We start from the raw sequence: 21486 nt of genomic DNA, 5'->3' as shown, positions 1-21486 counted from the left end.
TACTCCGGCCCGTGCGCGGAAAGTGGATCATCGCGGTCTCCGCTGTCGCGGTGACCGCGTGCTCCGGCGGCTCGGAAAGCGGTTACCTGAGCAGCGCCGAGCAGTCCGCGCAAGAGGGGCTCAGCGCCGCCGGCACGCTCGAACAGCTGATCAGGGCGGACTCGGCGGGACGCCTGCTGCCGCCGTACCGGGCGGTCGCGGTCGACGACGTGCTCAGCACCGCGACCAAGGCCCTCGACGACCTGGAGAGCGAGCCGCCGCCCGGACCCGAAGCAGCCCAGGTCTTCGGCCGGCTGCATCCCCAGCTGCAGGGACTGGTCGCCACCGCCACCGAGGTGCGGGACGCCTTCGGCGACGGGCCGCGGGCCGCGGCGGCGGATCGGCGGCTCTCCGAGGTGCGTGACCAGCTGGACGCGTTCGTGCGGAGCCGGCAATGAAGAAGGGCCTGGCCGTCACACTGGGCATCCTGACCGCGATCGGCGGGTTCGTCGACATCGGGGACCTGGTCGCCAACGCCCAGTCCGGCGCGCGGTTCGGCCTGCGCCAGGGGTGGGTGGTGGTCGTCGGGGTCGTCGGGATCTGCTTGTTCGCCGAGATGGCGGGCCGGGTCGCCGCGGTCAGCCACCGCCCGGTGTTCGACCTGGTGCGGGAACGGCTCGGGCCGCGGATGGCGATGGCGAACCTCGTGGGCTCCTACGCGGTCACGCTGCTCACGCTGACCGCCGAGATCGGCGGCGTGGCGCTGACCCTCCAGCTCGCGACGAGCCTGCCGCACCTGCTGTGGGTGCCGCTGGCCGGGTTCGCGGTATGGGTGGTGCTGTGGCGGGTGAAGTTCGAGCTGATGGAACAGATCTTCGGCTTCGCGGGGCTCGCGCTGGTGGTGTTCGTGATCGCGCTCTTCGCGCTGCACCCGCCATGGGGGAGCTTCGCCAGTGACGTCGTGCATTCGAGCCCGCCGGACGGGGAGAACTGGGGCACCTACGGGTACATGGCGGTTTCGCTGTTCGCCTCGGCGCTGACCCCGTACGAGGTGTTCTTCTTCTCCTCCGGCGGCGTCGAGGAGAAGTGGAGCCCGAAGGACCTGGCCACCGAGCGCACCAACACGTTCGTCGGCTTCCCGCTCGGCGGCCTGCTCGGGCTCGCGATCATGGCCTGCGCGGCGACCGTGTTCGAGCCGGGCGGGATCCAGGTCGACCAGCTGAGCCAGACCGCGCTGCCGGTCGCGCTGGGGCTGGGGAAGATCGGCCTGGTGGTGGTGATGATCGGGTTCTTCGCCGCCACCTTCGGCGCGGCGCTGGAGACCGGCCTGTCCACCGGCTACTCCGTCGCGCAGTACTTCGGCTGGCAGTGGGGCAAGCTCGTGCGGCCCCGCCAGGCCGCCCGGTTCCACACCGTCGTGCTGGTGAGCGTCCTGCTGGGCACGGCGCTGCTGCTGACCACCGTGGACCCGGTGCAGATCACCGAGCTGTCCCTGGTGTTCAGCGCGGTCGTGCTGCCGCTGACCTACCTGCCGATCCTCGTCGTCGCGAACGACCGGGACTACCTGGGCGACAAGGTCAACGGCCGGATCACCAACGTGCTCGGGGTGATCTTCCTGGTGATCATCCTGGTCGCCGCGGTCGCCGCGCTGCCGCTGATGATCTTCACCGGGATGGGGGAGTCGTGAGCGTGCGCAGACCCGACCAGCTCCGCATCGTGTTCGACCTGCTCGACCGCCAGATCGTCGACGTCGAGGGGCAGCTCGTGGGCAAGGTCGACGACGTCGAGCTGGAGCCCACCGGAGACGGCGGCTACCGGGTGGTGGCGCTGCTGACCGGCAGGCGGGTGCTCGCGGAGCGGGTCGGCGGCCTGCTCGGGCGCGCTCTGCGGCGGGCGCGCCCCGGCGCACTGCGCATCACCTACGACCACGTGCTGGAGGTCGGCAGCCACGTCACCCTGTCGCTGCGGGCCGAGGTGCTCGACGTCCCGCCGCTGGAGAGCCTGCTGCGCCGGCGGCTGATCGGCCGGATCCCGGGAGCGGACCGTGCGGGCGAGTGAGCTGCTGCACCGCCGGGTCACCGACCGCGCCGGGCGGCCGCTGGGCAAGGTGATCGACCTGGTCGTCGGCCCGGACGCCACGGGCAGCCCGGTGCTCGTGGCGGTGCTGGTGTCCCGTCGCAGGCGCGGGCGACTGCTCGGCTACGACCGGCCCGGCCGGCAGGGGCCCTGGTTGCTGTCACAGTTCGCCGGGATCGTCTTCGGGCGCCCGCGGGAGGTGCCCTGGGCGGAGATCCGCTGGGAGGCCGGTGACGAGCCGCGCTAGCGGGAGCCGGCGCGGACCTGGTCCCCGGCTCCGGCCGGGAGCCGGACGACCTCCAGCGCGCAGGCCGCCATCGCGGCGGCGAGGATGACGAACGCCACCCGGTAGGCGCCGGTGCCCGCGTCACCGGCGATGGGCACGCCGACGCGCAGCGCGAGCGCCCCGAGCGCGACGCCCAGCCCGGCCGCGAGCTGCTGGCTCGTCGCCGCCAGGGTGTTCGCGCTCGGCAGCTCCGCCTTGCCGACGTCGGCGAACTGCAGCGTGTTGTAGGCGGTGAAGCCGATCGAGCGGAACACGCCGCTGACGAACAGCACCGCCAGGATCAGCCACAGCGGGGTGGCGGTGGTCAGCAGGGCGCAGCCGACGAGGGTGGCCACCCCACCGGCGAGGCTCGCCAGCAGCACCGGCCGGAACGGGAACCGGCGCATGATCGGGGTGGTGAAGGGCTTGATCCCGACGTTGCCCGCGAACACGGCGATCACGACCAGGCCGGAATGCACCGGGTCCCAGCCGAACGCGTCCTGGAACAGCAGCGGGAGCAGGAACGGGACCGCGGTGATCACCGCCCGGTAGGCCGACCCGCCTGCGGTGGCGATCCGGTAGGTGCGCACCCGCAGCGTCCGCAGGTCCATCAGCGGCTGTGCGCCGCGCCGCAGGTGCCGCACCGCGAGCAGGCCGGTGCCGGCGCCGACGGCCAGCGCCGCGACCACGCCGCCCCAGTGGACCGGCGACTGGCCGACCCAGTGCATCCCGAGTACCAGTGCGGCCAGGCTCACGCCGGTGAGCAGGAAGCCGAGCCAGTCCAAGGTGGACTCGACGCCGGCGCGGGCGGCGGGCACCATGCGCGCCGCGAGCAGCCCGGCGAGCACGCCGAGCGGGAGGTTGACCAGGAAGATCCAGCGCCAGGACGCGTACTGGGTGAAGAACCCGCCGAGCACCGGCGCCAGCACGGGCGCGATCAGCCCCGGCCAGGTCAGGTAGGCGATCGCCCGGATCAGGTCGCGCCTGTCCGTGCTGCGCAGCACCGCCAGCCTGCCGACCGGCACCATCATCGCGCCGCCCAGGCCCTGCAGCACCCGCATCCCGATGAGCATGGGGAGGCTGACGCTGGCGGCGCACAGGCCCGAGGCCACGGTGAAGATCACGATGGCCGAGCCGAACACCGCGCGGGTGCCGAACCGGCTCGCGAGCCAGCCGCTGGCGGGGATGCCGACCGCGAGGGTGACCAGGTAGGCGGTCATCGCGGCGCTGATGTCGACCGAAGGCACACCGAAGGAGGCGGCCATCCGGGGCGCGGCGGTGGCGATGATGGTGCCGTCCAGGTTCTCCATGAAGAACGTGCCGGCGACCAGGAGCGCGAGGCCACGGCCGGGCCATGCGGTCACGCCGCCACCGGCTGGGTACGGAGGTTCGCGGCGGCGTCGGGCACCCGGTCATTATCGCCCGCTACCGGCCCATCCGCCGGTGTGGTCCCGGTCGCACCCGCGCGCCTCGCCCGCCACGTCGAGCCCACGGTGGACGTCCGGCTCGCCGCGCCGCGGGAATACGGCTTGATCGCTCCGGTGTTGCGAGCCGGTGTGACAACACTCGGCGTGATCGGCAGCGGCCTGATCGGCTCGACCGTCGCCCGGCTGGCCGTGGCGGCCGGGTACGACGTGGTCCTGAGCAACTCCCGCGGGCCGGAAACCCTCCAGGAACTGGTCGGCGAGCTGGGGCCGCACGCGCGGCCCGCGACCGCGGCCGAGGCCGCCGAGGCGGGCGACTTCGTCCTCGTCTCGATCCCGCTGAAGGGCTACCAGGACGTCCCGGCCGCGCCGCTCGCGGGCAAGGTCGTGATCGACACCGGCAACTACTACCCGTCGCGGGACGGGCGGATCCCGGAGCTCGACTCCGGGACCACCACGACGACCGAGCTTGTGCAGCGGCACCTGGCGGGCGCGAAGGTGGTGAAGGGCTTCAACAACATCTTCTACCGCCACCTCGGTGAGCTGGCCCGTCCGGCCGGTTCCCCCGAACGCAGCGCGCTCGCCATCGCGGGCGACGACGCGCAGGCCAAGGAGACGGTGCGGGAGTTCCTCGACGCCATCGGCTACGACGCCCTCGATGCCGGCCCGCTGGCCGAGGGCCGGCGCTTCGAGCCCGGCACCCCGGCGTACGGGCAGCCGTACGTGGGCGGGAAGCCGAACTTCGCGGACCTTCCCGGCGAGCCCGCCGGTGTGGAGGTCCTGCGGGCCGCGCTCGCCGCCGCACAACGCTAGGACCTCAGACGATTACGACTCGTGCCTGGGGGGTAACCCCTGGTCATGTGGCTTGGGCTGTGCGTCCCGCTGCTCGTGCTCGTGTTCGCCGTGCTGATGGACAAGGTCGAACACGCGGTCGAGCACCGGGACGACGACCGTCGAGCCGGGGAGCGACGTCGCACCGGCGGGCTGAAGGCTGTCCACCCAGGAGAGCCACCAAGAGCCGGTCGTGAAGCCCGGTGACCCAGGACATCCCGACCGGCTCCACTGTCGATGCCGGATGGGGACGCGTTCGGTGAACTTTCGTGCCCGTCGCGCGACATCGACGGGACCAGGGGCCGGCCGGGGTTAGGCTGCCTGAAGCCGAATTCGCCGGAGCCCGCGATGCACAGCCGACCTGACACCGTGCGGCCCGCCCTCCGGGGGCGGGACGCGGAGCTGGCCGTGGCCGAGGCGGCGCTGGCCACGATGCCGCACACGCACGGCCAGGTGCTGGTGTTCGAGGGGCCGCCGGGCATCGGCAAGACCAGGCTGCTGGCCGAGATCCGTGCGCTGGCGCGGGAAGCGGGTGTCCGGCCGCTGCTGGGCGAGGCGTTCGAAAGCCGGCAGGGCGTCCCGTTCGCCCCGCTGCTCGCGGCACTGGCCGACGGCGAGCCACCGGTGGTCGATCCGCGCGTGGCGCGTCAGCTCGGCGGCGCGGCCGAAGCCCGGTACTGGGTGCTGCACGACCTCGGCGCCGCGCTCGAGGCGGCCGCGCCGCTCGCGCTCGCGCTGTCGTGGCTGGTCGCGGTCGCGCTGTACGCCGTGCTGCTGGGCGGCCGGCCGTTTCGCGGTCCCGGGCACGGCGTGCTCACCCGGGGGAGAGCTGGGCGCGCTGCTCACGCTGGTCGGGGCGTGGCAGGTGTGGGTGTTCGTGGTGTGGCGCGGCTGACCGTTCGCCGGGCTGGCCCGCCGCCCGGTCCGGCTGCTTGCCGCGAACGCGGGCGTCCTGCTGGCCGGCGGGCTGAGCTACACGCTGCTGTACGGCTGGGCCGGTCTGCCGACCGAGACGCTCGGCGCGCTGGCCGGCTCGTTCGTCGCGGGCGGGCTGGTCGTGGGCATGCTCTTCGAGGGCGCGCTCCCGGCCCGGCTTTCCCCCGGGCGGGAGCGCGCGCTGTCGCTGGGGCTGGTGCTCGGCTGTGCCGCGGTGGTGTACCTGCTCCTGGCGTGGCTCGCCGGCGGTCTGGAGTGGACGCGTGCCTCGGCGCAGGGCTGCGTCGGGCCCGTCGGCCTGAACGCGATCGGGACGTCGATCATCCTGCACGTCGGGATCGGCCGGCGCCGGCCGTTCGCCCCGCCGGGCACGGGCCGCGCGTGAGGGCGGCGGCATGGGCCATGATGGGACGTTGTGGAGTCCACTCGTGTGGATCGCTGGCTTTGGGCGGTCCGGTTGACCAAGACGCGTCCGGACGCCGCGGCGGCCTGCCGCGGCGGGCACGTGCGGGTCAACGACCGCCCCGCGAAACCGGCGACGACGGTGTCGCCCGGTGACGAGGTGCGGGCCCGCGTCGGCGACATCACCCGGGTCGTCGAGGTGGTGCGGGTGATCCAGAAGCGGGTCGGCGCGGCCGACGCCGCCACCTGCTTCGTCGACCGGACGCCCGCCCCGCCGCCGGAGACGGCTCTGCCGGTCGCCCGGCGTGAGCGGGGCGCGGGCCGCCCGACCAAGCGCGAGCGCCGCGTGCTCGACCGGTTCCGCTCCGGCCGCCTCTGACCGTTGCCGGCCGTGCCACGCACGCCCGGTCCGATGAGGACGGTCAGTAGCCCCCACGACGCCGTCACCGGTGGTCCGCGCCGCCGGGGCGCCACAACCGGCCGCGAACGACGCCGCGAGGCCGGTGAAACCCATTTCCCGGTAACGCTTTCTTCCCTCCGCACCGAAAAACTGCCTGCACGCAAGACCCCGGCACGGGCTGGGCGCGGGTTCACGGTCGCGAGCGTGCTCACACTCCGGCCCGCGAGTTGAACCCGCCGGCCGCTCGTGCGTGGGACGCCTCCGTACCATCGGCAGCATGTCGGCCACTCTCGTCGCCAAGGACCTCGCCGCGGGGCACGGCACCCGTTCGCTGTTCGCGGAGCTCGAACTGGTGGTGGCGCCCGGCGACGTGATCGGCCTCGTCGGCGCGAACGGGGCCGGGAAGTCGACCCTGCTGCGGTTGCTGGCCGGGCTCGAGCGCGGGGAGCAGGGCGAGGTGCTGCTGTCCCCGCCCACCGCGACCGTCGGGTACCTGCCCCAGGAGCCGGAGCGCCGGCCCGGCGAGACGGTGGGCGGGTTCCTCGCCCGCCGCACCGGGGTCGGCGCCGCCCAGCAGGCGATGGACCAGGCCACCCAGCTCCTCGTGGATGGTGCCCCGGGCGCGGACGAGGCGTACGCCGACGCGCTGGAGCGGTGGCTCGGCCTCGGCGGCGCGGACCTCGACGAGCGCGCCGAGGCGGTGACCGATTCCCTCGGGCTCGCCGTCGGCCTCGGCAAGCCCATGGTCGCGCTCTCGGGCGGCCAGGCGGCGCGCGCCGGGCTCGCGTCGCTGCTGTTGTCGCGCTACGACGTGTTCCTGCTCGACGAACCGACGAACGACCTCGACCTGGACGGGCTGGCCCGGCTCGAAGGGTTCGTGACCGGGTTGCAGGCGGGCGCGGTGATCGTCAGCCACGACCGCGAGTTCCTCACCCGCACCGTCACCAAGGTCCTGGAGCTGGACCTGGCCCAGCAGCAGATCAACCTGTACGGCGGCGGGTACGGCGCCTACCTCGAGGAGCGCGAGGTCGCCCGGCGGCACGCGCGGGAACGGTACGAGGAGTACGCCGACCGCAGGTCGAACCTGGAGACACGGGCGCGCACGCAGCGGGCGTGGCTGGACAAGGGCACCCGCAACGCCCGCCGCAAGGCGACCGACAACGACAAGATCACCCGCAAGACCCGCGCCGAGGCGACCGAGAAGCAGGCCGCGAAGGCGCGGCAGACCGAGCGCCTCATCGAGCGGCTCGACGTCGTGGAGGAGCCCCGCAAGGAGTGGGAGCTGCGGATGGAGATCGCGGCCGCGCCGCGCTCCGGCACGATCGTGGCGTCGCTGCAGGGGGCGCAGGTCCGGCGCGGCGGCTTCACGCTCGGGCCGGTGACGCTGCAGGTCGAGTGGGCGGACCGGATCGCGATCACCGGCGCCAACGGCTCCGGCAAGTCGACGCTCCTGGGCGCGCTCCTCGGCCGGGTGCCGCTGGACGCGGGGCACGCGACGCTCGGCTCGGGTGTCCGCGTCGGCGAGATCGACCAGGCCCGCGCCCTGTTCCACGGCTCGGGAACGCTGCTCGACGCGTTCCGTGCCGCAGTGCCGGACACCGAACCCGCCGAGGTCCGCACGCTCCTCGCCAAGTTCGGCCTCGGCGCCCACCACGTGCCCCGCACCGCGGCCACCCTGTCGCCGGGGGAGCGGACCCGGGCCGCGCTCGCGTTGCTGCAGGGGCGCGGGGTGAACCTGCTGGTCCTCGACGAGCCGACCAACCACCTCGACCTGCCCGCCATCGAGCAGCTCGAATCGGCCCTCGACGGCTACCCCGGCACGCTCCTGCTCGTCACGCACGACCGCCGGATGCTGGACGTGGTCCGGACCACGCGGCGGCTCGTCGTCGACGACGGCGAGGTGCGCGAGGCCGGCTGAGCCCTCACTCCTCGTTCGCCGTGGCGAGCCGCGAGTGGCGGCGGGAGTACCCGAAGTAGACGCCCAGCCCGATGACGAACCAGATCGCGAAGCGCAGCCAGGTCTCGGGCTTGAGGAACGTGATCAGCCAGATGGAGAACACCACGCCGATCGCGGGGACCACCGGCATGCCCGGGGTGCGGAACGTGCGGGGCAGCTCGGGACGGCGGTAGCGCAGCACGATCACCGCCACGCACACGACGACGAACGCGAGCAGGATGCCGATGTTGGTCAGCTCCGCGGCCTCGCCGATCGGCAGCAGGCCCGCGATCACCGCGGCGGCGACACCGAGCACCCAGGTCATCCGGACCGGCACCCGGCGGGTGGGGTGGGTGCCGGAGAACCACCTCGGCAGCAGGCCGTCCCGGCTCATCGAGTAGCCCACCCGGGTCGCGCCGAGCAGGAACGTGAACAGCACGGTGAGGATGCCGAGGATCGCCCCGACCGCGATCACGGCGCCGAGCACGCGCAGCCCGACGGAGGCGAAGGCGCTCGAGAAGGCGCTTTCCGGGTCGATGTCGTGGTAGTCGACCATGCCGGTGAGCACGAGGCAGGCCAGCACGTAGAGCACCATCGAGATGCCCAGCGAGTACAGGATCGCCTTGGGCATGTGCTTCTGCGAGTCGCGGGACTCCTCGGCCGCGGTGGACATCGCGTCGTAGCCGAACACGGCGAAGAAGACCGTCGCCGCGCCGGTGAAGGCGCCGCTGATGCCGAACGGGAGGAACGGCGACCAGTTGCCGGCGTCGACGTGGAAGGCGCCGACCACGATGACCACGACCACGAGGGCGATCTTCAGGTACACCAGCAGGGTCTCGAACCGGGCCGCTGAGCGCATGCCGAGGTTCAGCACGAACGCGATCAGCAGGCACAGCACGACGGCGAACAGGTTCACCTTGTACGAGCCCGCGGCGACCCCGTCGGGCTCGGTGCCGGGCGCTCCGGACATCCACAGCGGCAGCTCGACGTGGAAGAAGCTCAGCAGGTCGTTGAAGTAGCCGGAGATGCCGATCGCGACCACGGCGACGATCGCGGTGTACTCCAGCAGCAGGTCCCAGCCGATGAACCAGCCGACCAGCTCGCCCAGCACCGCGTAGCCGTAGGTGTAGGCCGACCCGGCGCGGGGGATGAGCCCGGCGAACTCCGCGTAGGAGAACGCGGCGGCGGCGCTGGCGATCCCGGCGATGAGGAACGAGATCAGCACCGCGGGGCCCGCGGTCTCGTTCGCCACCGCCCCGGCGAGCGAGAAGATGCCGGCGCCGATGATGCCGCCGATCCCGATGGCGGTCAGCTGCCAGAGCCCGAGGGTCCGCTGCAGCCCACCGGTGTCTACGGTCTCGATCGCCTCGATGGGCTTGCGGCGGAAGACACCGTTGCCGGCCATGGGCCACTCCCGATCGTTTCGTCCGGTTCCCGCGGAAAGCTAGCAGATGACCGGTCTCCGCGGGCCGTCCGAGCGCCACCGTGACCGGCGGCCGGCTCAGAAGGTGGCCTCCTCGGCGGTCCACGCGGCGGTCTGCTCGCTGAGCGAAAGGCCGAGGCCGGGCCGGGCGGGCACGAGCATGCGCCCGTCGCGCAGTTCGAGGCGTTCGTTGAACAGCGGCTCCAGCCACTCGAAATGCTCGACCCACGTCGTGCGCGGGTACGCGGCGGCGAGGTGCAGGTGCAGCTCCATCGCGAAGTGCGGCGCGAGCGAGAGTCCACTGTGGTCGGCCAGCGCCATGATGCGCAGGAACGGCGTGATGCCGCCGACCCGCGGTGCGTCGGGCTGGACGAAGTCCGAGGCGCCCTGGCGGATGAGGTTCCAGTGCTCGGCCGCGCTGGTCAGCATCTCGCCGGTCGCGATCGGGGTGTCGAGCGTGGCGGCGAGGGCGGCGTGGCCTTCGGCGTCGTAGGCGTCCAGCGGCTCCTCGATCCAGGTCAGGTCGAACCGCTCCAGCTTGCGGCCGATCCGCAGCGCGGCGGGCCGGTCCCACTGCTGGTTCGCGTCGACCATCAGCGGAAACCCGTCGCCGAGGTGCTCGCGCACGGCCGCGACCCGCTCCAGGTCGGCGTGCGCGTCGGGCTGTCCCACCTTGATCTTGATGCCGCCAATCCCGCGTTCCCGCGCGGCGTCCACATTGGACAGCACGGACTCCAGTGGCGTGGACAGGAAACCGCCGGAAGTGTTGTAGCAGCTGACCGCGTCGCGGTGCGCGCCGAGGAGCTTCGCCAGCGGCAGCCCGGCGCGGCGGGCTTTGAGATCCCACAGCGCGACGTCGAACGCGGCGATGGCCTGGGTCGCCAGGCCGCTGCGCCCGACCGAGGCCCCGGCCCAGACCAGCTTGTCCCACAGCCTCCCGATGTCGCTGGGGTCCTCGCCGACCAGTTCGGGCGCGATCTCGTGCGCGTGCGCGTACAGACCAGGCCCGCCCGCGCGTTTGGCGTAGCTGAAGCCCAGCCCCTCGTGACCGCCTTCGGTCCGGATCCGCGCGAACAGCACGGCGACCTGGGTGAGCGGCTTCTGCCGCCCCGTCAGCACCTTCGCGTCGCTGATCGGACTGGCGAGCGGCAGGTACACCAGCGCCAGCGACAGTCCGCTGATCCGGTCCGGCGTCGCCGCGAGCGGCGCCGGCGCGGAGGGCTGGGGCTGGGTCGAGGTCATCGCTTCTCCTCGGTGGGGACGGTGCGCGGAGCGGACATTGACTTGTGACCGCCGTCATACTAGCGTTCCGAAACATGTTCGCATCTCTGAACTGGTCCAAGCAAGAGATGAATGTTCAGATATGTGAACAATCGGAACTGGCGAGAGGCGGACATTCTTGATGGTGCGGTCCAGGGTCGAGCTCGACGGTCTGCTCGCGTTTCCCCTCACCCCGTTCACCGAGGACCTGTCGGTGAACCTCGACGTCTTCGCGGAGAACGTCGAGAGCCACCTCGCCGCCGGGGCGGGTGCGCTGTTCGTCGGTTGCGGCACCGGCGAATTCAGCTCGCTGGCGCCTGAGGAGCTGGCGGCGCTCCTGCGCACCGCGCGGGACGTGGCCCACGGCCGGGTCCCGGTCTGGGTCGGCGCCGGCGGTGGTGCCGCCACGGCCAGGGCGGGTGTCGCCGCCGCCGAGGAGGGCGGTGCCGACGGCGTCCTGCTGCTGCCGCCGTACCTGGTGACCGGGCCGCAGAGCGGACTGCTCGACCACGTGCGGTTCGCCATCGGGGGCACCTCGGTCCCGGTGATCGTCTACCACCGCTCGCCGGGTGTGTTCACCCCCGCCGCCGCGCGTTCGTTGCTGGACATCCCCTCGGTGGCCGGGCTCAAGGACGGTTACGGCGACGTCGACCTGATGACCCGCATCGTCACCGAGATCCGCGCTGCCGGCACCGAGCGGTCCGGGAGCTTCCTGTTCTTCAACGGGCTGCCGACGGCCGAGATGTCGGCGAAGGCGTACTCGGCGATCGGCGTGGCGCGGTACTCCTCCGCCGTGCACTGCTTCGCGCCGGAGATCGCGCACCGCTTCCATCGCGCCCTCGCCGAGGGGGACGCCGCCGTGATGGACGCGCTGCTGCAAGGCTTCTACCTGCCGTTCGTGGCGCTGCGCGACGAAGGGCCGGGCTTCGCGGTGTCACTGGTGAAGGCCGCGGCCCGGCTGCGCGGCGTCAAGGCGGGCTCGGTGCGGCCGCCGCTGGCCGAGCCCTCGCCCGCCCAGCTCGACCGGCTGGAGAAGATCGTCGACCACGGTTTCGCCGTGCTGAAGGGCATCGAGTCCGCATAGACCCGACGAGTCTCGACGTGGAGGCCTTGTCATGATCAGCCGGAGAACGGTCCTGCGAGCCGGTGCGCTCGCGCCGGTGGTGCTGGGCGCGGTGGGCACCCGCCCGGCGTTCGCCGCCGCACCCGCGCCGACGGCGGCCGTCGTCGCCGCCTACCGCGAGCTGCAGACGGGCACCGACCGGGCGTCACCGGAACGCACCGCGGCGCTGGCGAACCTCGGCCGGGTCGCGAAGTCCTACCACGACAGCATGTCGGTCACCGCCGGTGGACCATTGTGGACAGACCTGCCGTTCGGGCCGGGTAGCGACTACACCACCTCGATGTACGGCAGGCTGCGCGCGATCGCCGTCGACTGGGGCACTCCGGGCGGCACCCTGGCCGGTGACGCCGGTGTGCTCGACCGGGTCAAGAAGGCGCTGGACCTGCTCTACACCGTCCAGTACAACGAGAACGTCGCCGAGCTGGGCAACTGGTACACCTACGAGATCGGCGTCCCGTACTACCTGCTGCACACCCTGGTCACGGTCGCCGGTGAGCTCGATGCCGCGGACCTCGCCCGCTACGTGCGCCCGGTCGCGCGGTTCGTCGGCGACCCCAACCGCCGCGCCAACAGTCCGTCCACTGTGGAGACCGGTGCGAACCGGGCCGACAAGGCGCTGATCTCCATCGTGTCCGGCGCGCTGACGGGCGACACCGGGTGGATCCGCACCGGCATCGACGCGATCACCGACGTCGCGGGCGGGGGAGCGGACAGCGTCCTGGCCAAGCTGGACCGCGCCGCCGGGGACGGCTTCCACACCGACGGCTCGTTCATCCAGCACGAGACGGTCCCGTACCCGGGCCACTACGGCATCGTGCTGCTCACCGCCCTCGCGGGTGCCGTCCACGTCACCGAAGGCACCTCGTTCGCCCTTCCCGCCGACGTCAAGGACCAGGTGTGCGCGCTGGTCTCCGACACGTTCGCGCCGTTCGTCGTCGGCGGCGCGCTGATGGAGCCGGTGCGCGGGCGGATGCTGTCGCGCCAGGGCGAGACGGGGCACGACATCGGCCACCAGCTCACGGTCGCGGCCGCGGTGCTGGCGCAGACGGCGCCGGAGCCCGCGAAGACCGTTCTCGGCGGGCTGGTCGCGAAGTGGATCGGCGAGGGAACCTACGCGCCGTTCCTGCAGATCCCCGACCCGGAGCGGTTCGCACCGGGGCCCGACCTGGTCGCCGTTCCCGGTATCGAGCTGGCCCAGGAGCTGCTGGCCACCGGTGTCCGCCCGGCGCCCACCGTGGCCACCCATCGGATCTTCGGTCAGCAGGACCGGATGGTGCACGTCACCCGCGACTGGTCCGCCTCGCTCGGCGTGGGCTCGACGCGGATCGCGCGGTACGAGTCCATCAACTCCATGAACCTGCACGGCTGGTACACCGGCGACGGCGTGCTCTACACCTTCCTGGCGAACGCGCGCGGGCACTACTCAGACGCCTACTGGCCGACCGTGGATCCGTTGCTGCTACCGGGAACCACGGCGAAGTCCGGCGATCCCGGCCCGCTCGCGGCGACCCCGCTGACGACGAGGGCGCACACCGGCGGCGTCCGCCACGACGACGGGCACGGCGCGTACGCGCTCGACTTCGTCTCCGCCGACGGCACCCTCACCGCGAAGAAGTCGTGGTTCTGCACGCCTGCCGGGATCGTCTGCCTGGGCGCGGGGATCACCGACGACTCGGGCGAACGGGTGCGCACGACGATCGAGAACCGCAACCTCGGCGAGCGCGGAGACCCGGTACTGCTGGCGGACGGCCGGCGTGCCGGGCCCAGCGGCACCCTCCGGTCGCGCTGGCTGCATCTGCAGGACGTCGGCGGCTACCTGGTGCTCGACGGCGCCCGGGTGACGGCGCTGCGGGAGGACCGGACCGGCGCGTGGCGCGACGTCGACACCGGCGCGAACACCAAGGGCACCACCGTGCCCTGCACCCGGCGCTACCAGAAGCTGATCCTCGACCACGGCGTCCGCCCGTCCGGCGCGAGCTACGCCTACGCGGTGCTGCCGACGGCGTCCGTGGTCGAGACCGCGGCCGCGGTGCTCGCGTGGCGGGTGCTCGCGAACACCCCTGCGGTGCAGGCGATCCAGCTGTCGGACGGCACGCTGCTGGCCAACTTCTTCGCGGCGGGCGCTCTCGGCGGGGTGCGTGTCTCCGGTCCGGCGTCGGTCGCCCTCGGTCGGGTCGGCGGCGCCTGGCAGCTCGCGGTGACCGACCCGACCCAGCTGCAGGACACCGTTCGCGTCACCGCCCGCGGCCAGGCCGTGAGCGTGCCGGTGTCCGGCGCCTTCGGCGCGACCAGAACCGTCCGGCTCGGCCGGTCGTGATCCCCAACCCCCTGTGACCCCATCGGTACGGCAAGAAGAGAGGCGAATCGGCAATGACGCGGACAGCGCCGCCACGGCGGAACATCAGCAGGACGACGTTGTACTTCTTCGGAGCGCTCGGCGGCATCCTGTTCGGCTACGACCTCGGGGTGATCTCCGGGGTGCTGCCGTTCATCGGCAAGCTGTGGTCGCTGTCCAGCTGGGACAAGGGGGTGATCACCGCCAGCATCTCGGTCGGCGCGGTGGTCGGCGCGATCTTCTCGCCCCGGATGAACGAATGGATGGGCCGGCGGCGCACGATCATGGTCGCCGCGGTGATCGTCGTGATCGGCACGCTGGCGGCGACCTTCGCGCCGTCGTTCACGCTGCTGGTGGTCTCCCGGCTGGTCATCGGCGTGGGCATCGGGTTCTCCTCGTCCACGGTGCCGACCTACCTCTCGGAGCTGGCCCCGGCGCGGCTGCGTGGCGCGATGGGGGCGCTGAACCAGATCTTCATCGTGCTCGGCATCCTCATCGCGTTCCTGGTGAGCTACGGCCTGGGGTCCTCGTCGAACTGGCGGCTCATGTTCGCCGGTGCGATCGTGCCCGCGGTGATCCTGTTCTTCGGCCTGATCCTGCTGCCGGAGACGCCGCGGTGGCTGCTGAAGAACGGCCGCGCGGACGAGGCGCGGTCGGTCCTGGTCAGCTCGCACGGCGGGGAGGATGACGTCGACAACGAGCTCGGCCGGATCCGTGAGGTGATCCGGCTCGACACCGAGCAGAAGGGGCGCATCCGCGACCTGTGGGCGCCGTGGGTGCGGCCGATGCTGATCGTCGCCCTGCTGCTCGCCGTCGGCCAGCAGTTCAGCGGCGTCAACGCCGTCAACGCCTACTTCCCGACCATGCTGATCGGCCTCGGCTTCGCCACCCAGGCGGCGCTGCTGTCCGGCGTGCTGCTCGGGATCACGAAGTTCCTGTTCACCGCGTGGGTCGTGTTCGTCGTCGACCGGTGGGGCCGCAAGCCGCTGCTGCTGATCGGCAACGTGATCATGGTGCTGACGCTGGTCGGGGCCGGCCTGGTCGTGCTGAACGTGCACGACACCGGCACGCTCGGCGTGCTCATGCTGGTGATGATGGTGCTGTACCTGGTCGGCTACGAGCTGGGCTGGGGCGCGGTCGTGTGGGTGATGATGTCCGAGGTGTTCCCGCTGCGCGAGCGCGCGGCCGGCATGGGCGTCGCGAGCGTCGTGCTGTGGGCGGCGACCGGCATCGTCAGCGCGGTGTTTCCGCTCATGTCCGACCCGAAGGCGCTGGGCATCGGTGGGTCGATGTTCGTCTTCGCCGGGGTCAACGTGGTGCTGTTCGTGCTGACGAAGTGGCTGGTGCCGGAGACCAAGGGGCGGAGCCTGGAGCAGATCGAGCTCGACCTGCGGGCCCGCACCCCGCTGCGCGCGAAGGTCTGAGGCCGGCCCTGGGTGGCGGCGCCCGGCCGCCACCCAGGGCCTGAACGGCCAGCGCGCGCGGGGTGAACGTGCCATATGTGTGGTCTGGCCGTCGCGGAGATCACAGGACGTGAACCGTTCGGGTGGTCCTGGCCGTCGTAGAAGGAGTGACGAGGAGTTCGAGGGGCGGCCGGTTCACCTGGCACTGCACGCTGGCCGTGGCCGTCATGGCGGGAGCCGGTGGCGCGTACACCTACGCCGTGTCGGAGCAGGGCAATGCGGCGGACCAGCCAGTCCGGACCGCTGTCGCCGCCGGGCCTGCTTCGGGTGGTCCGGCGGCGACAGCGCCGGCCGTGCTGCCTGTGCTGCCGTTCAACGCGAAGCTGACCTCGCACGACATCCCGGTCGCGGGCGGCGGGGTACGCGACGGCGGGTGCAGCGGGGCGCTGATCGACCCGGACTGGATCGTCACGGCGGGGCACTGTTTCCATGACATCGATGGCGCCCGGGTCGGGGGCAGGCCGCAGTACCGGATGACCGTGACGGTGGGCAAGACCAGGGACGGCGACCCCGACGGCCGGACGGCGGACGTGGTGGACGTCCGGCAGTCGCCGGTGAACGACCTCGCGGTGGCGAAGCTGAGCACGCCGGTCACCGGCATCGTGCCGCTGACCCTGCCCGGGCGCCCGCCGACGGCGGGGCAGCACCTGCAGTTCGCGGGGTGGGGTTCGACGTCGGCGACGGTCGTCGTGCCGTCGGACCACCTCAAGCGGGGTCAGTTCGAGGTGTCGAAGATCAAGGCGAGCACGCTGGAGGCCGACCCGCTCGTGCCGCGGACCGTGGAGAACAGCCCCTGCCACGACGACTCGGGCGCGCCGTACTTCGTCTCGGCGGACGACGTGACCGGCGAGCTGGTGGCGATCGAGGACTCGGGGCCGGAGTGCCCGCAGCCTGGCACCGAGATCCTCGCGCGGGTGGACGTCGTGGTCGGGTGGATACAGCAGCAGCTGGGGAGTTAGGCGTCTCGGGGGTGGGTCACCGGGGGCACCGGTGGGCGGGTCGTGGCGCGCGAGTGGGCACCTCGTGCACTCGTCATTGGGCGGGTCGTGCCACGCGAGTGGGCAAGTCGTGTAGGCGCCGGTGGGCGGGTCGTGGCGCGCGGGCGGCTGGCTCGGGCCCGTACGGGTGGTCAACTCATGCCCGCGCGGTTGGGCGAGTCGCGCCGCGCCGGTGGGTCACTCGTGCCGGGAGTAGCCCGCTCGCGCCGCGCGAGCGGGCAGGTTGTGGCTCACCGGTGCGGCCCTGGGGAGACCCCGGCAGCCCGGCGAGACGCGCCGGCATCCCCTCGGGACCCCCCGGCGAGCCGCCCCGCGCCCACCCCGGCTCCCGCGAGCCGCCCCCCGCCACTCCCACCACCGCGAGCCCCCGCCACGCCAATCCGGCATCTCTCGCACCATCCCCGGCGAGCCACCCCCGCCACCCCATTCCGGCATCCCCCGGGACCACCCCCGGGACGAGCCGCCGCCCACTCCCGCACCCGCGAGCCACCCCGCCACTCCACCCCCACCCCCACCCCCACCGCCGCCCCCACCGCCGCCCCACCTCAACGCCACCGCATTCCGTATACAGTATGCTAACCTCCTCATGTTCGAGGTGCTGTCCTGAAGCGATGGAGGCTCGCGTCCTCATGTACTCAGTCACCAACCCGGCCACCGGCGAGCTGGTCGAGGAGATCCCGAACGCGACGGCCGAGCAGGTCGAAGACGCCATCGGCCGCGTGCGTCGCGCGTACCCCGGCTGGCGGGACGTCCCCGTGACCGACCGCGCGAAGATCGTGCTCCGCGCGGGCGAGCTGTTCGCCGAGCGGTCCGCCGAGCTGACCGCCGTGATGACCCTCGAGATGGGCAAGCGCGTCAGCGAGGGCCGCGGCGAGATCGGCGTCGTCGCCGACATCTTCGACTACTACGGCACCCACGGCCCCGACCTCCTCGCCGACGAGCCGCTCACGATCAAGGGCGGCCACGCGGTCATCGCCAAGGAACCGATCGGCGCGCTGCTCGGCGTGATGCCGTGGAACTTCCCCTGCTACCAGGTGGCCCGGTTCGTCGCGCCGAACCTGGTGCTGGGCAACACGATCCTGCTCAAGCATGCCTCCATCTGCCCCCGCTCCGCGGCCGCGATCGAGGACATCCTGCGCGAGGCGGGCGTGCCCGAGGACGTGTACGTCAACACCTTCGCCTCCAGCAAACAGGTTCCCGGCATCCTCGCCGACCCGCGCATCCAGGGCGTGTCCCTCACCGGTAGCGAGCAGGCCGGCGTCTCGGTGGCCGCCGAGGCGGGCCGCAACCTCAAGCGCTGCGTACTGGAGCTCGGCGGCTCGGACCCGCTGATCGTGCTGGACACCGCCGACCTGGACGAGACGGTCCGTGCCACCGCGACCGCCCGGATGCGCAACTGCGGCCAGTCGTGCAACGCGCCCAAGCGGATGATCGTGCTGGACGACATCTACGAGGAGTACGTGGAGAAGCTGACCGCGCGCGTCGCCGACCACTACGTGCCCGGGGACCCGGCCGACCCGGCGACCACCTTGCCGCCCTTGGCGTCGATCTCCGCGGCGGACGAGGTGGCCGGGCAGGTGCGCAAGGCCGTCGCCCAGGGCGCGACGCTGCGCACCGGCGGGGAGCGCGTGCATCCCGGCGCCTACCTCGAGGCCACGGTGCTCACCGACGTGACCCCGGACATGGACGCCTACTACGAGGAGATCTTCGGCCCCGTCGTGCTGGTCTTCCGCGCCCGCACCGAGGACGACGCCGTCGCCATCGCCAACGACTCGCCGTTCGGGCTGGGCGCCAGCGTGTTCGGCACCGACCCCGGGCGGATGCGGCGCGTCGCCGGGCGGATCGAGTCGGGCATGGTCTACCTCAACCGCGCCGGCGGCTCGCAGGCCGACCTGCCCTTCGGCGGCATCAAGCGTTCCGGCATGGGCCGCGAGCTCGGGGCGGCGGGCATCGAGGAGTTCATGAACAAGAAGTCCATCCGGCTCTAGGCCGCAACCGGGACGTGCCGGACCGCTATTCCAGGGCCTTGATCGTGCGGCCCGTCCGGTCGGGGGCGATCGCGGAGAACACGATGCCCGCCAGAGGTCCCAGGATGCCGAGGGCGAGCGCCATCGGCACCGTGCCGGCGAGGGCCAGGGCGAACAGCGGGTACACCCCCGCGCCCAGACCCCGCCCGACGTAGTAGCTGCTGTTGGCTCCGGTCGACCGGATGCGCGTCGGGTAGTACTCCGACATCCACACGCCCAGCACGCCGAACCCGCCACACGCCGCGGCGCACATCATCAGCGCCCAGAACGTGCTGTCGCTCCAGAAGGCCGGGCCGACGTGGTCGGTGTGCGTGCTGACCTGGACGAGGAACCAGGCGAACCCGAGCACGCCGAACAGGCAGCTGTAGAGGAACGCGAATTTGCGGCGGACGAGATCGGACAGGGCTCCGGTGACCGAGTAGGCGATCATGGTGCACACGTAGCCGACCAGCGCGACCAGGCTCGTGGTGCCCAGCGGCAGGTGCTGGGTCTTGAGCAGGTAGGTCGACAGGTAGGCGCCGACGGAGTTCGTGGTCAGGAACATCGCCGTGGACAACGCCATGAACACCACGCTGCCGTAGACCACGTTGGACCGGAACACGTCGACCACCGGAACCCTGGTGCGGCGCAGCTCCGGCGGCAGCGTGCCGGCCTTGAGCTGCCGCTGGTACTCGAGCCAGTGCCGGGACTCGGGCAGGACCCGGAAGGCCGCCAGTCCGATGAGGACACTGACAACGCCGATGACGACGTAGCCGACGCGCCAGCCGAAGTCGTGCCCGAACCAGGTGAGGCAGGCGAACAACACACCGACGGTGACGATCTCGCCGAGGAAGTACATCGACTGGATCAGCCCGCCCATCGTGCCGCGGCGGCTGGTCCGCCAGCACTCGGTGAACATGGAGAAGGACAGGCCGAACAGCCCGCCCATCCCCACGCCCGCGAGCAGCCGGGTGAGCAGGAACGTCTCGTAGTTCGTCGCGAGCCCGCCGGGAGATCGCCGAGGGCATCGGGTACGAGCCGAACCCCTCGGCGGCCAACCTGCGGCGCCAGCAGACCAGGACCGTCGGCGTGCTGGTGCCGCGGCTGACCGACACCGTGATGGCGATGCTGTACGAGGAGATCTCCGCCGCCTGCGTCCGGCGCGGGTACCACGCCCTGGTCGCGACGTCGCACGACGACCCGGAGCTGGAGCGCGAGAACGGGTCGATGCTGCTCGGGCGGCGGGTGGACGGGCTCATCCTGACCACCGCCCGGGTCGACGGCGGCTTCTGCCAGGACCTGCTCGCCCGCGGGGTGCCGCACGTGCTCGCGGTCCGCACGTTCGGCGAGAGCGTCGCCGCGGTGGGCGACGACCGCCTCGGCGGCTACCTCGCCACCCGCCACCTGCTCGACCTCGGGCACCGCCGGATCGGCCTGATCGCCGGGCCGGACCACGCGTCCAGCGCGCTCGGGCGGCGCGCGGGCTACGAGGACGCGCTGCGGGAGGCCGGGCTGGCGGTGGCCCCTGAGCTGATCTACCCGTCGAGCTTCAGCATGGAAAGCGGCGAGGACGCCGGAGGGCTGCTGCTGGCCACCGAGCCGCGCCCCACGGCGGTGTTCGCGGTCAACGACGACACCGCCGTCGGGCTGCTGTCGGCCGTCCAGCGCGCCGGCCTGCGCGTGCCGCGGGACCTGTCGGTGGTGGGCTACAACGACATCCCGCTCGCCGCGCGGCTCCCGGTGCCGCTGACCACCGTCCGGGTGCCCTTCGCCGAGATCGCGGACGCCGCCGTCGAGCAGCTGGTGCAGATCGAGGCGGGCCTGCCCGCCGTGACGCGGCGGTTCGCGCCGACGCTCATTCCCCGGGGGAGCACGGCCCGGTACCGGTGAGGGTCAGACGCTGCGCAGCACCGAGACGACGATGCCAAGGACCACCGCGTTGTCGCCGTCGATGACGTCGTAGGCGGGGTTGCGCGGCTCGAGGTACACGTGCCCGCTTCGGCGGCTGTACACCTTGACCGTCGCCTCCTCGTCGATCATCGCGGCGACGATCTGGCCCGTGTGGGCCTCGGGCTGCTGGCGCACCACGACGATGTCGCCGTCGCAGATCGCGGCGTCGATCATCGAGTCACCGCGCACCCGCAGGCCGAAGACGGTGCCGCGGCCGGCGAGCCCGCGGGGGAGGGTAAGCACGTCGTCGACGTGCTCGTCGGCCGAGATCGGGGTGCCCGCGGCGATGTGGCCGACGACGGGCACGCTCACCGAGTCCTCGCCCGGCCCGCGCTGCCCGGGCTCCTGCAGGAACATCCGCACGTCGATCGGCCGCGACACCGCGCTGCCGCGGCGGAGGAATCCCTTGTCCTCCAGGCTCGCCAGGTGCTTCGACACCGAGGACGACGAGCGCAGGCCGACCGCGTCGCCGATCTCGCGGGTGCTCGGCGAGTAGCCGTACCGCACCACCCAGTCCCGGATCGCGACCAGGATCCGCTGCTGTCGCGGCGGCAGAGCCGAGGTGTCCAGGTACTCGAGATCGTCGTAGGCGTGCACCCGCGGAATCGTAGTCAACCGTGGTCAGCGCTGTGCCGTCGGGCGCACGACGACCTCGTCGACGTCCACTTCGGACGGCCGG

At 72.3% G+C, this 21486-nt stretch carries 21 protein-coding genes; 15 read left to right on the top strand and 6 right to left on the bottom strand.

What is annotated here, in order from left to right; all coding sequences use genetic code 11:
• The first annotated feature begins 11 nt into the window (after positions 1 to 11).
• The 4 genes from LWP59_RS20580 to LWP59_RS20565 are packed head-to-tail and all read left to right on the top strand — an operon-like array spanning position 12 to position 2302.
• On the top strand, positions 12 to 437 hold the full coding sequence (locus LWP59_RS20580) for a hypothetical protein (protein ID WP_144642738.1): 426 nt from the start codon (positions 12 to 14) through the stop codon (positions 435 to 437).
• Positions 434 to 1666, top strand: coding sequence for an NRAMP family divalent metal transporter (locus LWP59_RS20575; protein ID WP_144642737.1), 1233 nt, complete (start codon positions 434 to 436; stop codon positions 1664 to 1666). The genes LWP59_RS20580 and LWP59_RS20575 overlap by 4 nt, the downstream gene beginning before the upstream one ends.
• A gap of 2 nt (positions 1667 to 1668) precedes the next feature.
• Positions 1669 to 2037 (top strand): hypothetical protein, encoded by a 369-nt coding sequence (locus tag LWP59_RS20570; RefSeq protein WP_229857485.1) that lies wholly within the window; start codon positions 1669 to 1671, stop codon positions 2035 to 2037.
• Positions 2024 to 2302, top strand: coding sequence for a PRC-barrel domain containing protein (locus LWP59_RS20565; protein ID WP_144642735.1), 279 nt, complete (start codon positions 2024 to 2026; stop codon positions 2300 to 2302). Before LWP59_RS20570 ends, LWP59_RS20565 begins: the two co-directional genes overlap by 14 nt.
• Here the strand turns inward: LWP59_RS20565 and LWP59_RS20560 are convergent.
• The gene (locus LWP59_RS20560; RefSeq protein WP_222425658.1) at positions 2299 to 3684 is read right to left on the bottom strand and encodes an MFS transporter; all 1386 of its coding nucleotides are present in this window, start codon (positions 3682 to 3684) and stop codon (positions 2299 to 2301) included. The two genes, LWP59_RS20565 and LWP59_RS20560, sit on opposite strands and share 4 nt — an antisense overlap.
• A gap of 81 nt (positions 3685 to 3765) precedes the next feature.
• Between LWP59_RS20560 and LWP59_RS20555 the strand changes: the two genes are divergently transcribed.
• Entirely contained in the window at positions 3766 to 4557 is a 792-nt protein-coding gene (locus LWP59_RS20555) for an NADPH-dependent F420 reductase (RefSeq protein ID WP_229857488.1), read from the top strand.
• Between the two features lie 45 nt (positions 4558 to 4602).
• Positions 4603 to 4782 carry a hypothetical protein gene (locus LWP59_RS20550; protein ID WP_144642734.1) on the top strand — a complete coding sequence of 60 codons (180 nt, stop codon included), beginning with the start codon at positions 4603 to 4605 and terminating at the stop codon, positions 4780 to 4782.
• Positions 4783 to 4887: 105 nt separating this feature from the next.
• Here LWP59_RS20550 and LWP59_RS20545 read toward each other — a convergent pair whose 3' ends face one another.
• Positions 4888 to 5382 (bottom strand): hypothetical protein, encoded by a 495-nt coding sequence (locus LWP59_RS20545; protein ID WP_222425663.1) that lies wholly within the window; start codon positions 5380 to 5382, stop codon positions 4888 to 4890.
• A gap of 256 nt (positions 5383 to 5638) precedes the next feature.
• Here LWP59_RS20545 and LWP59_RS20540 point away from each other — a divergent pair, with 256 nt between their 5' ends.
• The 3 genes from LWP59_RS20540 to LWP59_RS20530 all read left to right on the top strand — a co-directional run bounded on the left by LWP59_RS20540 (position 5639) and on the right by LWP59_RS20530 (position 8231).
• Positions 5639 to 5896, top strand: coding sequence for a hypothetical protein (locus LWP59_RS20540; RefSeq protein ID WP_186383419.1), 258 nt, complete (start codon positions 5639 to 5641; stop codon positions 5894 to 5896).
• A 30-nt stretch (positions 5897 to 5926) separates the two neighbouring features.
• Positions 5927 to 6292: an RNA-binding S4 domain-containing protein gene (locus LWP59_RS20535; protein WP_144642733.1), complete on the top strand. Its 366-nt coding sequence runs from the start codon at positions 5927 to 5929 to the stop codon at positions 6290 to 6292.
• Positions 6293 to 6590: 298 nt separating this feature from the next.
• Positions 6591 to 8231 (top strand): ABC-F family ATP-binding cassette domain-containing protein, encoded by a 1641-nt coding sequence (locus LWP59_RS20530; protein WP_144642732.1) that lies wholly within the window; start codon positions 6591 to 6593, stop codon positions 8229 to 8231.
• 4 nt (positions 8232 to 8235) lie between these two features.
• On the opposite strand, the gene LWP59_RS20525 is transcribed toward LWP59_RS20530, so the two are convergent.
• A complete protein-coding gene (locus tag LWP59_RS20525; protein ID WP_144642731.1) occupies positions 8236 to 9654 on the bottom strand; it encodes an amino acid permease in 1419 nt (472 codons plus the stop codon).
• 96 nt (positions 9655 to 9750) lie between these two features.
• Entirely contained in the window at positions 9751 to 10914 is a 1164-nt protein-coding gene (locus tag LWP59_RS20520; RefSeq protein WP_144642730.1) for an L-talarate/galactarate dehydratase, read from the bottom strand.
• A gap of 160 nt (positions 10915 to 11074) precedes the next feature.
• Between LWP59_RS20520 and LWP59_RS20515 the strand changes: the two genes are divergently transcribed.
• From LWP59_RS20515 to LWP59_RS20495, 5 genes are all read left to right on the top strand, one after another.
• Positions 11075 to 12016: a 5-dehydro-4-deoxyglucarate dehydratase gene (locus LWP59_RS20515; protein WP_144642729.1), complete on the top strand. Its 942-nt coding sequence runs from the start codon at positions 11075 to 11077 to the stop codon at positions 12014 to 12016.
• A gap of 31 nt (positions 12017 to 12047) precedes the next feature.
• Positions 12048 to 14372: a polysaccharide lyase 8 family protein gene (locus LWP59_RS20510; protein ID WP_144642728.1), complete on the top strand. Its 2325-nt coding sequence runs from the start codon at positions 12048 to 12050 to the stop codon at positions 14370 to 14372.
• A gap of 53 nt (positions 14373 to 14425) precedes the next feature.
• Positions 14426 to 15814: a sugar porter family MFS transporter gene (locus LWP59_RS20505; RefSeq protein WP_144642727.1), complete on the top strand. Its 1389-nt coding sequence runs from the start codon at positions 14426 to 14428 to the stop codon at positions 15812 to 15814.
• 146 nt (positions 15815 to 15960) lie between these two features.
• A complete protein-coding gene (locus LWP59_RS20500) occupies positions 15961 to 16812 on the top strand; it encodes a S1 family peptidase (protein ID WP_229857490.1) in 852 nt (283 codons plus the stop codon).
• Positions 16813 to 17480: 668 nt separating this feature from the next.
• Positions 17481 to 18839, top strand: coding sequence for an NAD-dependent succinate-semialdehyde dehydrogenase (locus tag LWP59_RS20495; RefSeq protein ID WP_144646089.1), 1359 nt, complete (start codon positions 17481 to 17483; stop codon positions 18837 to 18839).
• Between the two features lie 25 nt (positions 18840 to 18864).
• Here the strand turns inward: LWP59_RS20495 and LWP59_RS20490 are convergent, their stop codons facing one another.
• Positions 18865 to 19806, bottom strand: a complete 942-nt coding sequence (locus LWP59_RS20490; protein ID WP_229857491.1) for an MFS transporter — start codon at positions 19804 to 19806, stop codon at positions 18865 to 18867.
• 140 nt (positions 19807 to 19946) lie between these two features.
• Between LWP59_RS20490 and LWP59_RS20485 the strand changes: the two genes are divergently transcribed.
• On the top strand, positions 19947 to 20747 hold the full coding sequence (locus tag LWP59_RS20485) for a substrate-binding domain-containing protein (RefSeq protein WP_229857492.1): 801 nt from the start codon (positions 19947 to 19949) through the stop codon (positions 20745 to 20747).
• Between the two features lie 3 nt (positions 20748 to 20750).
• Here LWP59_RS20485 and lexA read toward each other — a convergent pair whose 3' ends face one another.
• The gene (lexA, locus tag LWP59_RS20480; protein WP_144646095.1) at positions 20751 to 21404 is read right to left on the bottom strand and encodes a transcriptional repressor LexA; all 654 of its coding nucleotides are present in this window, start codon (positions 21402 to 21404) and stop codon (positions 20751 to 20753) included.
• Positions 21405 to 21486 lie beyond the last annotated feature (82 nt).

Source organism: Amycolatopsis acidiphila, from assembly GCF_021391495.1.
Taxonomy (GTDB): Bacteria; Actinomycetota; Actinomycetes; order Mycobacteriales; family Pseudonocardiaceae; genus Amycolatopsis_E; species Amycolatopsis_E acidiphila.
Note: the sequence above shows the minus strand (reverse complement) of the source record. Positions and strands in the feature narration are given on the sequence as shown.

Excerpts from the sequence above, each read along its gene's own strand:
- LWP59_RS20575 (WP_144642737.1), top strand. The coding sequence starts at position 434 with ATGAAGAAGGGCCTGGCCGTCACACTGGGCATCCTGACCGCGATCGGC.
- LWP59_RS20550 (WP_144642734.1), top strand. The coding sequence starts at position 4,603 with ATGTGGCTTGGGCTGTGCGTCCCGCTGCTCGTGCTCGTGTTCGCCGTG.
- LWP59_RS20540 (WP_186383419.1), top strand. The coding sequence starts at position 5,639 with ATGCTCTTCGAGGGCGCGCTCCCGGCCCGGCTTTCCCCCGGGCGGGAG.
- LWP59_RS20530 (WP_144642732.1), top strand. The coding sequence starts at position 6,591 with ATGTCGGCCACTCTCGTCGCCAAGGACCTCGCCGCGGGGCACGGCACC.
- LWP59_RS20525 (WP_144642731.1), bottom strand. The coding sequence starts at position 9,654 with ATGGCCGGCAACGGTGTCTTCCGCCGCAAGCCCATCGAGGCGATCGAG.
- LWP59_RS20520 (WP_144642730.1), bottom strand. The coding sequence starts at position 10,914 with ATGACCTCGACCCAGCCCCAGCCCTCCGCGCCGGCGCCGCTCGCGGCG.
- LWP59_RS20515 (WP_144642729.1), top strand. The coding sequence starts at position 11,075 with ATGGTGCGGTCCAGGGTCGAGCTCGACGGTCTGCTCGCGTTTCCCCTC.
- LWP59_RS20510 (WP_144642728.1), top strand. The coding sequence starts at position 12,048 with ATGATCAGCCGGAGAACGGTCCTGCGAGCCGGTGCGCTCGCGCCGGTG.
- LWP59_RS20505 (WP_144642727.1), top strand. The coding sequence starts at position 14,426 with ATGACGCGGACAGCGCCGCCACGGCGGAACATCAGCAGGACGACGTTG.
- LWP59_RS20495 (WP_144646089.1), top strand. The coding sequence starts at position 17,481 with ATGTACTCAGTCACCAACCCGGCCACCGGCGAGCTGGTCGAGGAGATC.
- LWP59_RS20490 (WP_229857491.1), bottom strand. The coding sequence starts at position 19,806 with ATGGGCGGGCTGTTCGGCCTGTCCTTCTCCATGTTCACCGAGTGCTGG.